The organism is Vibrio paracholerae (assembly GCF_037672085.1).
Classification (GTDB): Bacteria; Pseudomonadota; Gammaproteobacteria; order Enterobacterales; family Vibrionaceae; genus Vibrio; species Vibrio cholerae.
Genome location: NZ_JBBHLM010000002.1, coordinates 2,305,001 through 2,320,697 on the forward strand (window position 1 = coordinate 2,305,001; position 15,697 = coordinate 2,320,697).

Consider the following 15,697-nt stretch of genomic DNA (forward strand, 5'->3'; position numbering starts at 1 on the left):
ACGTAATCGTGCCAACTGAATAGAGGCGATCGACTTAATATGCTCTTGACCTAATGGGTGGAATACCACACTTTCATCGACTCGGTTTAAGAACTCAGGTCTGAAGTGTTTGCTGACGATATCCATCACTTGTTCTTTAATGCCTTGATAGTCCAACCTTGCAAAATTTTCTTGGATACGGCTTGAACCCAAGTTGGAGGTCATGATCACCACGGTATTTCGAAAATCGACCGTGCGCCCTTGCCCATCCGTCAAGCGGCCATCATCCAAAACTTGCAACAGAATATTAAAGACATCCGGGTGTGCCTTTTCCACTTCATCAAGCAAAATCACCGAGTAAGGTTTACGGCGCACAGCTTCCGTTAAGTAGCCACCTTCTTCATAGCCGACATAACCTGGAGGCGCACCGACTAAACGAGCAACCGAGTGTTTCTCCATAAATTCCGACATATCCACACGTACCATGGCATCTTCACTATCAAACAGGAAGTTGGCCAAGGTTTTACACAGCTCAGTTTTACCGACCCCTGTTGGCCCTAAGAATAAGAAGGAGCCAATCGGACGATTTGGATCAGAAAGCCCTGCGCGACTACGGCGAATCGCATTCGCAACCACTTCTACCGCTTCTTTTTGGCCAATCACGCGTTTATGCAGCACTTCTTCCATGCGCAGCAACTTTTCTTTCTCGGCTTCAAGCATTTTTGATACAGGAATACCAGTCTGTTTTGAAAGCACTTCGGCAATTTCTGCATCCGTCACTTTATTACGCAGCAGAGTCATTTCCTGCATTTCAGCCTGTGCGGCTAGATCGAGCTGCTTTTCTAGCTCAGGAATGCGGCCATATTGCAGCTCTGACATACGGTTTAAATCCCCCGCACGGCGAGCGACTTCCAGATCCATCCGCGCTTGTTCAAGTGCCGCTTTAATATGTTGCGTGCCGGAGAGTGCCGCCTTTTCCGCTTTCCATACTTCTTCCAACTCCGCGTAATCACGCTCTTTCTCTTGCAGCTCTTCATTTAAGATAGCCAAACGTTTTTCACTGGCTTCATCGTGCTCATTAGAGAGCGCTTGCTGCTCGATTTTCAGTTGGATGATTTTGCGCTCAAGCTTGTCCAGAGCTTCTGGTTTGGAGTCAATCTGCATCCGAATGCTTGAAGCCGCCTCATCGATCAAATCGATCGCTTTATCGGGTAATTGGCGATCAGAAATATAGCGATGCGATAGGCTCGCTGACGCCACAATCGCTGGGTCTGTAATTTCGACATGGTGGTGCAGCTCATACCGCTCTTTCAATCCACGCAAGATGGCGATGGTATCTTCTACCGTGGGCTCATCGACCAACACTTTTTGGAAGCGGCGCTCTAGCGCTGGATCTTTTTCGATATATTGGCGGTACTCATCTAAAGTGGTTGCGCCGACACAGTGCAACTCACCACGCGCCAAAGCGGGTTTGAGCATATTGCCCGCATCCATCGAGCCTTCGCCTTTCCCAGCGCCAACCATGGTGTGCAGCTCATCAATAAATAAGATGACATTGCCCTCTTCCTTAGCCAGCTCGTTGAGCACTGATTTCAAGCGCTCTTCAAATTCGCCGCGGTATTTCGCTCCAGCCACCAGTGCGCCCATATCTAAAGACAATACGCGGCGCCCACGCAGGCCTTCTGGTACTTCATTATTAATGATGCGCTGCGCCAAACCTTCCACTATCGCAGTTTTACCGACACCGGGTTCACCGATGATCACTGGGTTGTTTTTAGTACGACGTTGCAGCACTTGAATGGTGCGACGAATTTCATCATCACGACCGATCACAGGATCGAGTTTGCCCTGCTCAGCGCGTTCAGTGAGATCGATGGTGAATTTTTCCAACGCTTGGCGCAGCTCTTCTGCATTCGGGTCATTGACCTTCTGGCCGCCACGAATTTTTTCAATTGCATCAGAGAGCTTCTTCTCGGTCAGTCCAAACTCTTTAAGCAAGGTTCCAAGTGGACCTTTATCTTCCAATGCAGCCAATAGATAGATTTCAGAGGAGATGTAGGCATCTTGACGCTTTTGCGCAACCTTATCACACAGATTAAACAGCGAGCCAAGCGCCGAAGAGAGCTGTACATCACCACCAATGCCACTGACTTTGGGTAAACGATCGAGCATTTCACCCAGTTTTGAGCGCAGTTGCATCGCATCCACATTGAGCATGGTGAGTAATGGGCGAATTGGGCTGCCGTTTTGATCCAGCAGTGCCACCATCAGGTGCACAGGTTCGATATATTGATGATCACGGCCGAGCGCTAATGACTGGGCATCGGAAATCGCGATCTGAAATTTGCTCGTAAATCTGTCAAGACGCATACCAACCTTCCTAACCTCATCTGAGATAAATTGAATACGTTAGGAAAGATGGTTATCACGAACCAGATTTTCAAGGGAAGTTGAGGAAACTTTCTTGTTGTTTGATATGGGTATGGATGAAAGCTTACTCTTCAAGCCAAATAAAAGCGGCTTGGCGCCCCGTTACTCCATCGCGGCGGTAGGAATAAAAACGCTCAGCATCCTGATAAGTGCATAAGCCACTATCAAAGACTTGCTCAATACCTAGTTGATGTAAACGCAGTTTGACTAATTGGCTCATATCCGCCAGCCATTTCCCTTGTTGTACACAAGGAGTGAAAGCGAGTTCGGCTTGAGGATGGTGAACAACAAAAGCGGCGAAAACATCTTCCCCCACTTCAAACGCCTGCGCGCCAATCGCAGGGCCAAGCCACACCATGACATCGCCAGACATTCTTGCCGCTGTGTGTTCAACGATGCCATTCACCAAACCACGCCAACCGGCATGTACAGCCGCGACTTGGGTACCAGTACGATTGGTCATTAATACCGGCAGGCAATCCGCCGTCATTGCCGAGCACACCACATTCGGCGTTGAAGTAATGATGCCATCGGCATCCAACACTTGCTCAGTCGGAGCATCAACATCGAGTACCACTGTGGAATGGGTCTGGTTTAGCCAAATGGGTGAACTTGGCATAGCTGACGTTTCCACCAGCCATTGCCGATTATGCAGCACAAGCGCAGGGTCGTCCCCAACATGCATACCGAGGTTCAATCCTTGGTAGACACCTTGTGAAAATCCACCTTGGCGAGTCGAACTAAACGCTTTGACTTGTTTGGGGGCATTCCAGTTGGGGATAATCATATTTAGTACTCTTCAGTGTGGTTCAGTTTGGCATCTTCACGCAGTGCAAGTGTCATCTCAACCATATCATCAGGCACTGGTGCATGGAATTCGAGCTCTTCACCCGTAACCGGATGCTCAAATTTCAACATCACCGCATGCAGCGCTTGACGATCAAAGCCACGGATCATTTCCGTCAGCTTTTCAGACGCACCTTTCGGGATACGCGCACGACCACCATATGCAACATCACCTAAAAGAGGATGCTGCAAATAAGCCATGTGCACACGAATTTGGTGGGTACGACCTGTTTCCAAACGCAGACGCAAACGCGTATGTTCACGGAAATGCTCCGCAACACGATAGTGAGTAATCGCATGTTTACCCATAGGGGAAACCGACATTAAAGTACGTTTGGTTGAGTGACGACCAATCGGCTTATCAATCATGCCACCCGCGGTCATTGTGCCAATCACAATCGCTTCGTACTCACGAGTGACGTCGCGCTTTTGTAGTGCACGTACCAAGCGTGTTTGCGCTGGAACCGTTTTCGCCACCACCATCAAACCCGTCGTGTCTTTATCGAGACGATGGACGATACCTGCACGTGGCACTTCAGCAATGGGCGGATAATGGAATAGCAATGCGTTAAGCACGGTACTATCGGCCTGCCCTGCACCAGGGTGAACCACAAAGTCACGCGGTTTGTTAATAACGATAATGTCGTCATCTTCATACACAATGTTCAGTGGCAAATCCTGCGCTTCCCAGCGCTGTTCGTCTTCCAGTTCTGCCTGAACGGTAATCACCTCGCCACCCATCACTTTGGTACGCGGTTTGGTGATGACATCACCATTCACGGCAATCTTGCCTTCCAACAACCACTCTTTTAAACGTGAGCGGGAAAAGTCGGTAAATAATTCAGCCACAGCTTGATCAAGACGTTGACCAAGCTGGCTATCTTTTACTGTTTGAGTTAATTCAATCTGATGAGCCATATCGAACTTTTTAAAAAACCGTGAGACTAATAGTCGCTAGTATGGAAAAATACGCCGACATTGTATCTGTTACTGCCAAGAAAGTAACGAAACGATTTGCGCGCGGTTTACGCACCTATTGAAAAGCAAGATTTGCAAGGAATTCCACCCTGACATGAAATACCAGACTTTATCAGGCCTACTCGCGTTATCCCTGTTATTTGGTTGCTCTAGCGGCCGAGACGTAGTGCCAGATGTACCGCCATCAGAGCTATACTCACAAGCGCAAACCGCTCTACAAAGCGGAACGTGGTTAACCGCTATCGAAAAACTAGAGGCGCTCGATTCACGCTATCCATTTGGTGCTTATTCAGAGCAAGTACAACTTGATTTGATTTATGCCTACTATAAAAATGATGACCTGGCCCTTGGCCTCGCGACCATCGAACGTTTTACACGCCTTAATCCAACCCATGAAAAAATGGATTGGGTACTCTACATGCGCGGTTTGACGCACATGGCGCAAGATCGCAACTTCATGCATGACTTGTTTAATATCGATCGCCGTGACCGCGATCCAGAACCCGTGAAAGCGGCCTTTGCGGATTTTAAGAAGCTGCTCCAGCGTTACCCCAACAGCCCATACGCAGAAGATGCACAGCGTCGAATGTTTGCGCTCAAGAACCGTTTAGCAGAATACGATTTAGCGACCGCAGATTTCTACCTGCGCCGTGAAGCATGGATTGCGGCGATTAATCGCACTCAAGAGTTACAAAAAACCTATCCAGATACCGAAGCTGCACGTAAATCCTTAGACATCCAACTCAAGGCTTATCAGCAGCTTGGTTTAACCGACGCAATAGAACGAACTAAGCAGTTAATGCAGCTTAACCCTTTATAAGGGCTAGAACGCACCAACAAAAAGAGCCACAGTAATTGTGGCTCTTTTTGTTTTGATTTTTTTATTGATCTAACGTGGCGATGTTTCCCTTAGACGCCCACCAACAAAGTGACTTTCATCACAAAAGCAACATGGCGACTTTTCATCCATTAAGCTTTTTTAGGTCGAAACAAAGCGCTAAAAAATCGGAAATTTTTAGTCTCTACTTACCTGAATCTAGCGGTTTTATAAGAGATAACAAGCTTTTTCTTTACCTCTTCAGCACAAGCTTTGCGATAGATCACGTTTATTTCACATCAAGAAAAACCCTCAATATAAAGTGATCTTAATCACATTATTTCCGCGATAGCGCGCTAATCTGAACTTAACCCATAAGGGATGACACAGAGGAAAATGCATTATGAAAATCAACATCACTGGTAAAAACATCGAAGTCACCTCTGCAATCCGCAATCATATCGAGGGTAAACTCAAAAAATTAGAAAAATGGCAAGTCGACATTATTGGCTGCCAAGCCAGCTTCAGCGAAGAGCCCAACAAACAGAAAAAATTTGAAGCAGTCGTTAGCATTCCACGCGGTCAGTTAGTCGCTTCTGCGATTCACGAAGATTTGTACGCCGCCATTAACGAGGTAGAGCAAAAGCTCGAACGACAATTGAATAAACTACGCCACAAACCAGAAGCTCGCCGAGCAGATAAAGCAGAACTGAGCGAAGAAGAAGTGGAATAAACATATAAACAGAATGATGGGAGATAGCGCCTTAGGGCGCTATTTTTTTGCTTGACGCTCTCTAGGGGCTTGCTTATTGTGTGGTGACTTACTTGGATAAATATGCATTGATGACACCTCATTTCCTGTACTTTTTTGACTTCTTTTTTCTCCAATAATGTTTGGAGGCTCGCTCGTTGCTCAAAGACAAGTCAAAAACGAACAGAAAGCCTCCTCTTAAGGGGGTTTTTTTATAAGGATAACTTTATGACAGACAAACAATACTCACTCGACGACATTCGCTTACGGCTAAACGAACTCGACGATCAACTGCTAAACCTGCTGTCAGAACGACGCAAAATGAGTATTGAGGTCGCCAAAAGCAAAGTCGAAACTGCGAAACCTGTGCGCGATCCGGCTCGTGAGCAGCAGCTACTGGTAAAACTCATCAATGCTGGCAAAGAGAAATATCAGCTCGATCCTCAATACATCACCAAAATTTTCCACACCATCATTGAAGATTCAGTGTTGCTTCAGCAATCCTATCTGCAAAATCTTGCGAATCCACAAAGTCGTAAGCCATTGGCTAGAGTCGCCTTTTTAGGCGCTAAAGGCTCTTATTCACATCTGGCGACTCGCGAATATTTCAGCCGAAAAAATACTGAGCTGATTGAGCTCAACTGCGACCATTTTAAAGAAGTGGCAAGAACCGTGGAATCCGGCCACGCGGATTATGGTGTGCTACCGATTGAGAATACCAGCTCAGGCTCCATCAACGAAGTTTACGATTTGCTGCAGCACACCACACTGTACATAGTGGGTGAGTTAGCGCAGCCAATAGAGCATTGCTTGGTGGCCACGCAAGAGATTCGTTTGGAGGATCTGAAAGTCCTCTATTCCCATCCACAACCTCACCAACAGTGCAGCGAATTTCTTAGCCGCTTAAAAGGGGTCAAGTTAGAAAGTTGCGCCAGTACTGCAGATGCCATGAAAAAAGTGCAAGAGCTCGATCGTGCGGATGTGGCAGCGATTGGCAACTCAGCCAGCGGCAAGCTGTACGGACTGCAACCGATTCAAAGTAATATTGCCAACCAAACCGAAAACCACACTCGCTTTATCGTGGTAGCTCGTAAACCCGTCGAAGTTTCACCACAAATTCCAGCCAAAACCACCTTGATTATGTCAACGTCACAAGAGGCGGGCTCGCTGGTTTCGACCTTACTCGTGCTGCAACGTTACGGCATTAATATGACTAAGCTGGAGTCGCGTCCGATTATGGGTAATCCGTGGGAAGAAATGTTCTACGTAGATTTAGAAGCGCATATTGACTCCGATGAGATGCAGCAAGCGTTGGCAGAACTCACTCAACTGACTCGACACCTCAAAGTGCTTGGCTGCTACCCTAGTGAAAACGTTAAACCCACTCAGGTGAAATTCATTTAGCGTCAATAAATTGAACCTTTTAAGCTGACAGCCTCACCCACTCTGATTATAATGCGACCAAATTATACATAGAGTTAGGTGATCCAGGCTGTCAGCGTAGCCAAAATATTGGCTTTTACGCTATTAGGTTATTTGTCGGATCGTGACCAATTTTTGCAACGAATGGGTATCGTATTCACAAATGATCAAACGCTTTCTGTCGCTGATGGTATTGAATACTGTCTGTTATCAAGCCAGCGCTTTGGAACTGAATGTCTACCTTTGGGAAGATACGATTGCGCCAAACGTGGTTGAGGCATGGCATAAAAAAACCGGCGTCTCCGTTAATCTCTACCATTTCGATAATGATGACGAACGCAGTTTATTAATGCTCAAAAGCGTACAACTGCCCTTTGACATCATGGTTTTGGATAACGTCTCCGCGTTCATGTTCTCAAGGCAAAATGTTTTTGAGGATCTGACCTCCCTTCCCAATCGCGCGAATAACGATTCTATGTGGCTACAAGCTTGTGGCACTCATGCGGTACCTTATTTCTGGGGCTCTGTCGGGATAGCCTATCGCAAAAGCTTGTTTGATAAGCCTCCGACGCAGTGGAGTGAGGTCGTCGATATCGCTCCGGCGCATCGTGGGCGAGTGGGTATGCTTAAAGACAGCGTCGAAACACTACTGCCTGCACTGTACATGCTCAACGCCTCTCCCATTACCGATTCTATCGACACACTAAGACAAGCGTATCGTCTCTTAGACGCCGCCAATCCCCATATCCTGACCTATGAGTATGTATTGAGCTATGTACGCAGCCACCCACAAACCGACAATCTACATATGGCGGTCTCTTACAGTGGCGATCACTATTCATTGAACCGCTTCTTCAATACTCAAGACTGGGACTTTAGCGTTCCAGAAGGACGCCCTTATTTGTGGGTTGATTGTATGGCCGTAAATAGCGTTTCTCCTAACACAGTGCAGGCCAAAGCTTTTTTGGATTTCTTGATGAAACCTGACATTGCCGCAATCAATGCCGAATACATTCGAGCTGCAAGCCCAAACTATAAGGCACGCGCTTTGCTGCCTGTAGAGCACCGAGAAGATCTCTCGATTTATCTCCCCGAGCAGCGATTGGCGGAGGGGATAATCGACAGCGAACTCTCGGCGAAAAACCTCAGTCTGCGCGCCAAAATCATCAGCAGTGTGACTTATGAAGCTAAACCATAGAATTCTGTTACTGATTGCACCAGTGATCCTGCTCAGTGCAGCCGCATCAAGCTACATCATTTATACCAGTCAGAAAAATGCGCTGCTAAAAAGAACCGACAGTTACCTGCAGTTGAATATTGAAAAGTTAGCCAGCCATTATCGACAAGCTCAGTCGCTTGTCAGCAGTTATGCCTTCACGCTAGCCAAAAGCGACATCATCCGCCACTACTTCTCTTTAGAAAAAAATCCTTATCGTGAACTAGAACTGGTGGGTAACTTACGTGAAACCCTGCAAATTTTGCAGCCGAATGAAAAACAGCTCGTGTCGTTATCGATCCTCAATGGCCATGAAGAGCTGCTTTATTATGCGGAAAATAGCTCCGATCCTTTTGCCGAGCTTGACCCTAAGGTGATGGCGTACATCAAACAGCGTTTTGCATCCACACAAAAAAACTCTGATATCAGCTACACCGTCAACTCAGCGGGTGAAGATATTTTGGTTCGCTACGATATGTTGGATACTCAGACACTCTCAACACCACTCAGTTATAACCGCCAAGACGTGTTTTTTGTAGTGGTGTATGTGGTACTTGAGCAGTTCAGTCAACTGCGCAAAAAAATTGAATTTGATAACCAGAGCCCGATATTTTTTACGCACTCACCTCCGAGTTACCGCACAAGCTTGTTGCAATCGGTTGAATTACAACCGGGCTTTTACGCCATACTCGACCCAGCACCGAAACTGATTAACGCCCAGCTTCACTCCATTCAACGCGAACTTTTACTCTCTTTTGGCGTTTCGGCACTGGTGACTGTACTCATGCTGCTGCTCCTTCTCTATCGCCATGTGATCAATCCGATCCTGCATTTGGATAAACAGCTTGAAGAGGTGGAAAACAACCAACGTAAGAACATTGAAAAACTCGATACTGACGATGAAATTGGGCGGCTTTCCTCGCGTTTTTACGCCATGTACAGCGAACTTCACTCAACTTATCAACGCACAAAAGCACTTGCGGAAAACGATCACCTCACCAAGCTGGCTAACCGCTATCAGTTTCAAGTTCAAGCCGATCTGCTGCTATCACGTTGTTACGATACTCAGCATATCTGGGTGATGTATATCGACTTAGATAACTTCAAGTACGTCAATGATAAGTATGGTCACCAAATCGGTGATTCCCTGCTGGTCAGCTTCGCGACCCACGTTCGTCAATTGTGTAAAAATTTTGAGGCCAGCCACAACACCTACAGTATTGCGGCCCGTTTATCTGGTGATGAATTTGCTATTTTGCTCGTCTCCCCCAAACGGTTTAATGATTGTGCGAAGATCTTTGCGCAACGCTTGTTGGCACCGATCCAAAATAAAGACAACTCACCACTTAGCCATTTTCCCATAACTGCCAGCATTGGTATTGCGACCTTCCCTAAAGATGGCGAACACATTGAGAAATTGCTGCTCAATGCCGATACCGCCATGTATCAAGCAAAAAATGCGGGCAAAAACCAAGTCGCTTACTATTCGCAGGCGCTAGATCAGATAGTACAGCGGCGCAATAATATTGAACGAGCGCTGCGCTTAGGGTTATTTGATCAAGAGTTCAATTTGGCTTATCAACCTTACTTTACTTGCTCAGGGAAACGCTTAGTGGGCTTCGAAGTATTGCTGCGCTGGCAATCTGAATTGCTCGGCGAAGTGTCGCCGGAAGAGTTCATTCCAATTGCAGAGCAAACTGGATTGTTTGGCACGATCGACCGCTGGGTCATTTCAAAAGCTTTTCAAGAGATATCAACTCTACAAGCCATAGTGAAAGAGCCGATTCAGGTGTCGATCAACCTCTCTTCGGCTGAACTCAATTCGCTGAAATTGGCTCAATTTATCCATCGACAAGCTGAGCAGTTTGCCGTCTCCCCTGCATGGATCGATTTTGAAATCACCGAGACGTTTGCCGCAGATTCGCAAAGCTTCCCATTGCTGCACGAACTCTCGCGTCTTGGCTATGGGTTAACGATTGATGATTTTGGCTCAGGCTATACCTCTATTACTCAGTTGGTGCAGTATCCAGTACAAAAGATTAAGTTTGATCGCCATTTTTTGGATACACTCATCGCCACCAACAAACAAAATGTTATTCGTCCACTGATTGATCTCTGCCACTCTCAATCCATGAAAGTGACCGCTGAAGGCATTGAGAGTGAAACTATGCATCAATGGTTGGCCGATTATGAGTGCGATTACATGCAAGGCTTCTACTTTGGTTATCCAATGAGCCTAAGCGAGATCTCCCCATGGCTTCATGCCTCCAATCATAAAAAGAAGAGTTATGCGCAAGATCATTATTGCTTCACAGAACCCAGCAAAAGTGAATGCCGTTAGAAGTGCCTTTAGCACCGTATTTCCAGATCAAGAATGGGAATTTATTGGCGTATCAGTACCGAGCGAAGTCGCCGATCAACCCATGAGTGACAAGGAAACCAAGCAAGGAGCCCTCAACCGAGTCCAAAATGCCAAACAGCGCCACCCTGGTGCAGAGTATTATGTCGGATTGGAAGCGGGCATCGAAGAGAACAAAACCTTTGCGTGGATGATAGTGGAATCAGACCAGCAACGCGGAGAATCACGCAGTGCCTGTTTGATGTTGCCACCACTGGTATTAGAGCGTTTACGCCAAGCTAAAGAGCTCGGCGATGTGATGGATGAAGTATTTGGAACTGAGAATATTAAACAAAAAGGCGGAGCCATTGGCCTTTTAACCCGCCACCATCTCACCCGCAGCACGGTTTATCATCAGGCCTTAATTCTCGCTTTGATCCCCTTTCTTAATCCAGAACATTATCCGTCAGCTTAGTGAATATGAGTTGAAGCGCTGATTCGCTTCAACTCATCGAGTTCCTCAATAAACACGTGGCTCAGCAAGTGATGGCATTAGGCTTCTGACGATGGAGGTTGCATAAGCAATTGGGCTAATACCGCTTTTTCATCCTCACTCCGTGACTTGAGCTCATTCGAACCACGCGTAATAGTGGCGATTCCTACCCCAAGCATTTGGCTAATTTGGCGCTGAGAAAGCTCACCACCCAGAAGCTCATTGACGATATTAACGCGAGCCACCAATGCCTCACGCTCATCAGGTGTCATCAGCATGGTCAGTAGCATTTCGTGCTGCTCTTGCCGCACGGCTTGCTTAACCAGATCCAAAATCTGCTGCCAGTCACTGTAATCTGGGGTTTTCACTATATTTGTACTCGTTAAGTGATACACCAGCTTATTGTAGTGCAGCAAGTTAAGGAATCAATACTTAGTATTTAACTCGCTCGCTTTGAGAAACTGCCCCTTAACTCCCATTAGATCGCGGTAGTAGTTTTCAAACATCAAAATGTTCTGCACATAACCTCGGGTTTCAGCAAACGGAATAGCCTCAATGAACGCATAAACATCAAGCTGTCCTTGGCTGCGTCTCAGCCAAGTATCTACTCGGCTCGGTCCCGCATTATATGCAGCAAATGCTAAAATTCGATTTTGGTTATAACGATCTAGCAAGCTACTCAAATAACGACTACCAATTTCGATGTTTTTCCCAACTTGAAATAACTCATCGGGATTAGAGTAATTTAATCGATATTTTTTGGCTGTATAACGCGCCGTGTCTGGCATGATTTGCATAATGCCTCGTGCGCCCACTGGTGAGCGAGCATCGGCATTCATGGCGCTTTCTTGGCGTGCCAATGACATCAGTGTTACGGGGTCAATCCCATTTTTCTGACCATGGAGAGTAAATAAATGTTTGTGTACGATAGGAAAGCGTAACTGAGTATTGTCCCATAAGCTGGCTGAGATTGTGGCGGTAATCATCATTTGATACCAACCTGCATTTGAGGCATAAGCAGCCAGCATCTCTTTCTCTTTTTGAGACGCTCGGTCTAGCAACCAATTCCATTCGCTTCTTGCTGCTGCAAGTTTATCCAACATGAGCAATTCTTTGATCCGCTCTAACGCTTTTTGATGATCACGAATCCATTGCATATCCAGTTTAGTGGTGCTGGTAGGGTAAGTAATCGGGCGTTGTAACTGGTTAGCTGCTGCAATACTATAAAAGTTACGTTGACCCAACAGGTTATTTAAGCGTTGCTTACCCTCTTTTGATTTTCCAAGCGCAAGCTCACTACGTGCCAACCAATATTGCCAACGTGAAGAATTACGGTCGTGCTCAGGTAAGAGTGCAATCCAACTGGTTAACCCTCTCCAATCAGTATTACGCAACGCAAGGCGAGCTCTTGCTTCGATCAAGCGAACTTCCTTAGATTGTCGCGTAATTTCATCACGCCATTTGGCCAACAGACTGTCTTCTGTCTCCATCAAGCGCAGAGCAATAAAGCTACCGACCCGAATCTTTTGCTCCTTGCCCCATCCTTGCGCAGCGGCCACTTCATTGAATACTTTTTGCGCGGCCGCAGTGTTTTCTCTTGCCCATTTTTGCAGAGCTAACTCAGCCAACTGTTGATTGATCGCGTTTTTTGCCGCTTTACGACTATAGGCAAGTACACGTTCAGGTTTATCAAACAGCTCTAACATCCCCTGCCCTTGAGCTTGAGCTGCTTGAGATTTAAGTTGACGATTGAGATAGACAATCAATGAACGATTGCGCCCTTCAAAAGCTAATAATGCACGTTTAAGAACCCACTCATCATTGAGCCCGCCGACTTTGCGCCATTCATTAAATAGCGGATCACACGCATCCGCAATACTGGCACCGTTCATCCAAAGTTTTTGGGCACCTTCAAACGCTTCTTTACGCAAACCTGTTTGCGACTTGGCATAGTAATAATGACAACGATAGGTTTCTGTAATCGGCTCTTGGGTTTGAAATTGTAAAAATGTGGTCCATTTCTTACCTCTTGCGAGTGCGTCTAAATAGGGTGCAGCAGTACGTCCAGCGAACGGAAACTCCTGATGGCTATCAATAAAATTGCGCACAACAATCGGTGATTTGTTACCTATATCAATCAAAAAGACACGATAATCGAGATAAGGTGTTAACGGGTAATTGGCGATCTGTTTGCGAACGCCTTGATAGGCAGAAACATTTTTCTCATCTAACCAGCGTTGCGATTTCTCATACAGTGCTCTCTGCGCCTCTAAATCGAGCGCACTTGCAGCGGTAGAACTCACGGCGCATACCGTGCTTAGCATCAAGATCGAAATAAAACTACGCGACTTAAATAGTGTCTGGCACGTCATGAGATCTCATCCTTAAAATCAGTGTGATAACAAATTATTACGCGTAATCTCGCCTTAAATGTAAAGGTAAGTGAAGTAAACTTAACGCAAATAATGCAACATTTTATTGAATTTCCCACTATCGTGAACGATGAAATAACATTCTTGAATATTAATCAATTTATTCATCATTAACACCTTGGTTAATCAAGGTTAATTGTATTGGCTGAGCACAAAGAGTTCGCGCTGTACTCTCATTAGATAAGAAAGCGATTAAGAATTTTTTACACAAGATGAAATGCAGGCACTCTAGTAACAAAAAGTCGCTCTTTGATATAGAATAGCGATTTTATTCCGTTTGAAAGATTAGGAACGATCGGCAATGGCTGAATACGTATATACCATGTCTCGGGTGAGCAAGATTGTGCCACCCAAGCGTCAAATTCTGAAAGATATCTCCTTGAGTTTCTTCCCTGGTGCCAAAATTGGTGTTCTGGGCCTTAACGGTGCGGGTAAATCGACCCTGCTGCGTATCATGGCAGGCATTGACAAAGACATCGACGGTGAAGCTCGTCCACAACCGGGTTTAAAAGTGGGCTATCTGCCCCAAGAACCTAAACTGGACGAGAATAAAACCGTACGCGAAGTTGTCGAAGAAGCCGTTGCAGATGTGGCTTACGCACTCAAGCGACTTGATGAAGTTTATGCCGCGTACGCTGAGCCTGATGCAGACTTTGATGCTCTGGCTAAAGAGCAAGGTGAGCTCGAAGCGCTGATCCAAGCGAAAAACGGTCACAACCTAGATAACGCATTAGAACGTGCCGCCGATGCACTGCGTCTACCGGAATGGGATGCGCAAGTGAAATTCCTCTCTGGTGGTGAACGCCGCCGTGTGGCAATCTGTCGTCTACTGCTGGAAAACCCAGATATGCTACTGCTCGATGAGCCAACCAACCACTTGGATGCCGAATCAGTGGCTTGGCTAGAGCGTTTCTTAGTCGATTATTCAGGTACTGTGGTGGCGATTACTCACGACCGCTACTTCCTAGATAACGCAGCAGGCTGGATTCTAGAACTTGACCGTGGTGAAGGTATTCCATGGCAAGGCAACTATACCTCATGGCTAGAGCAAAAAGATGCTCGTCTAAAGCAAGAAGCCTCTCAAGAGAAAGCGCGCCAAAAGACCATTGAGAAAGAACTGGAATGGGTTCGCCAGAATCCAAAAGGCCGTCAGGCAAAATCAAAAGCGCGTATGGCACGTTTTGAAGAGCTGCAAAATACTGATCACCAAAAACGTAATGAAACCAACGAGCTGTTTATTCCGCCCGGTGAGCGCCTAGGTGACAAAGTGATTGAAGTGAAAAACCTCACCAAATCATTCGACGGTCGAGTGCTGATTGATGATCTCTCTTTCAGCATGCCAAAAGGTGCGATTGTCGGCATCATCGGCCCGAACGGGGCAGGTAAATCAACCCTATTCAAAATGCTGAGCGGTGTAGAAAAGCCGGATTCAGGCACCATAGAACTGGGTGATACCGTGAAACTGGCGTCAGTGGATCAGTTCCGTGACAGCATGAACGACAAACACACCGTGTTCCAAGAGATTTCCGAAGGTGCGGATATCATTCGTATCAACAACTTTGAAATCCCAGCTCGTGCTTACTGTTCACGCTTTAACTTCAAAGGTGTCGATCAGCAAAAAGTGATTGGTGAGCTGTCTGGTGGTGAGCGTAACCGTGTCCACTTAGCGAAACTGCTTAAAGCGGGCGGCAACGTACTGTTACTCGATGAACCTACCAACGATCTGGACGTCGAAACCCTGCGTGCTCTGGAAGAAGCGCTGCTAGAATTCCCAGGCTGTGCCATGGTGATCTCGCATGACCGTTGGTTCCTAGACCGTATTGCCACCCACATCCTAGATTACCGTGATGAAGGTAAAGTGAACTTCTACGAAGGTAACTACACCGAGTACATGGAGTGGCTGAAGCAGACGCTTGGCGCGCAAGCAGCAGAGCCTCACCGGATTAAGTACAAGCGCATTACCAAATAAAATACCGTCGGGTATCAAACTCAGAA

12 protein-coding genes and 1 other annotated feature (1 of these 13 only partly in view) are annotated in these 15,697 nt (G+C 46.5%); of the genes, 7 read left to right on the forward strand and 5 right to left on the reverse strand.

The features are described 5' to 3' along the window. The 3 genes from clpB to rluD form a co-directional block, all read right to left on the reverse strand. Nucleotides 1-2,349 carry the 5' portion of an ATP-dependent chaperone ClpB gene (clpB, locus tag R4537_RS15585; RefSeq protein WP_071179747.1) on the reverse strand. It extends 225 nt beyond the left edge of the window, so 2,349 of the gene's 2,574 nt are visible here — the first part of the coding sequence; the start codon lies at nucleotides 2,347-2,349; its stop codon lies beyond the left edge, outside the window. Nucleotides 2,350-2,473: 124 nt separating this feature from the next. After that, a complete protein-coding gene (gene pgeF, locus R4537_RS15590) occupies nucleotides 2,474-3,196 on the reverse strand; it encodes a peptidoglycan editing factor PgeF (RefSeq protein WP_071179746.1) in 723 nt (240 codons plus the stop codon). A 2-nt stretch (nucleotides 3,197-3,198) separates the two neighbouring features. Next, on the reverse strand, nucleotides 3,199-4,173 hold the full coding sequence (rluD, locus tag R4537_RS15595; protein WP_071179745.1) for a 23S rRNA pseudouridine(1911/1915/1917) synthase RluD: 975 nt from the start codon (nucleotides 4,171-4,173) through the stop codon (nucleotides 3,199-3,201). A 154-nt stretch (nucleotides 4,174-4,327) separates the two neighbouring features. Here rluD and R4537_RS15600 point away from each other — a divergent pair, with 154 nt between their 5' ends. The 6 genes from R4537_RS15600 (at nucleotide 4,328) to yjjX (ending at nucleotide 11,252) form a co-directional block, all read left to right on the forward strand. Then, on the forward strand, nucleotides 4,328-5,053 hold the full coding sequence (locus R4537_RS15600; RefSeq protein ID WP_000877193.1) for an outer membrane protein assembly factor BamD: 726 nt from the start codon (nucleotides 4,328-4,330) through the stop codon (nucleotides 5,051-5,053). A gap of 400 nt (nucleotides 5,054-5,453) precedes the next feature. Further along, on the forward strand, nucleotides 5,454-5,783 hold the full coding sequence (hpf, locus tag R4537_RS15605; protein WP_000700175.1) for a ribosome hibernation-promoting factor, HPF/YfiA family: 330 nt from the start codon (nucleotides 5,454-5,456) through the stop codon (nucleotides 5,781-5,783). Nucleotides 5,784-5,895: 112 nt separating this feature from the next. Then, nucleotides 5,896-6,018: a sequence feature (Phe leader region), on the forward strand. An 11-nt stretch (nucleotides 6,019-6,029) separates the two neighbouring features. Beyond that, nucleotides 6,030-7,205, forward strand: coding sequence for a prephenate dehydratase (gene pheA, locus R4537_RS15610; RefSeq protein WP_071179744.1), 1,176 nt, complete (start codon nucleotides 6,030-6,032; stop codon nucleotides 7,203-7,205). 181 nt (nucleotides 7,206-7,386) lie between these two features. Further along, a complete protein-coding gene (locus R4537_RS15615; RefSeq protein WP_071179743.1) occupies nucleotides 7,387-8,421 on the forward strand; it encodes a polyamine ABC transporter substrate-binding protein in 1,035 nt (344 codons plus the stop codon). Continuing rightward, nucleotides 8,405-10,780, forward strand: coding sequence for a biofilm architecture maintenance protein MbaA (mbaA, locus tag R4537_RS15620; protein ID WP_071179742.1), 2,376 nt, complete (start codon nucleotides 8,405-8,407; stop codon nucleotides 10,778-10,780). The genes R4537_RS15615 and mbaA overlap by 17 nt, the downstream gene beginning before the upstream one ends. After that, nucleotides 10,767-11,252, forward strand: a complete 486-nt coding sequence (gene yjjX, locus R4537_RS15625; RefSeq protein WP_071179751.1) for an inosine/xanthosine triphosphatase — start codon at nucleotides 10,767-10,769, stop codon at nucleotides 11,250-11,252. Before mbaA ends, yjjX begins: the two co-directional genes overlap by 14 nt. Nucleotides 11,253-11,329: 77 nt before the next feature. On the opposite strand, the gene trpR is transcribed toward yjjX, so the two are convergent. Next, complete coding sequence (trpR, locus tag R4537_RS15630; RefSeq protein WP_071179750.1) at nucleotides 11,330-11,641, reverse strand: trp operon repressor; 312 nt, start codon at nucleotides 11,639-11,641, stop codon at nucleotides 11,330-11,332. 54 nt (nucleotides 11,642-11,695) lie between these two features. Then, complete coding sequence (sltY, locus tag R4537_RS15635) at nucleotides 11,696-13,642, reverse strand: murein transglycosylase (RefSeq protein ID WP_071179741.1); 1,947 nt, start codon at nucleotides 13,640-13,642, stop codon at nucleotides 11,696-11,698. Nucleotides 13,643-14,003: 361 nt separating this feature from the next. Here sltY and ettA point away from each other — a divergent pair, with 361 nt between their 5' ends. Then, the gene (gene ettA, locus R4537_RS15640; RefSeq protein WP_000852861.1) at nucleotides 14,004-15,671 is read left to right on the forward strand and encodes an energy-dependent translational throttle protein EttA; all 1,668 of its coding nucleotides are present in this window, start codon (nucleotides 14,004-14,006) and stop codon (nucleotides 15,669-15,671) included. Nucleotides 15,672-15,697 lie beyond the last annotated feature (26 nt).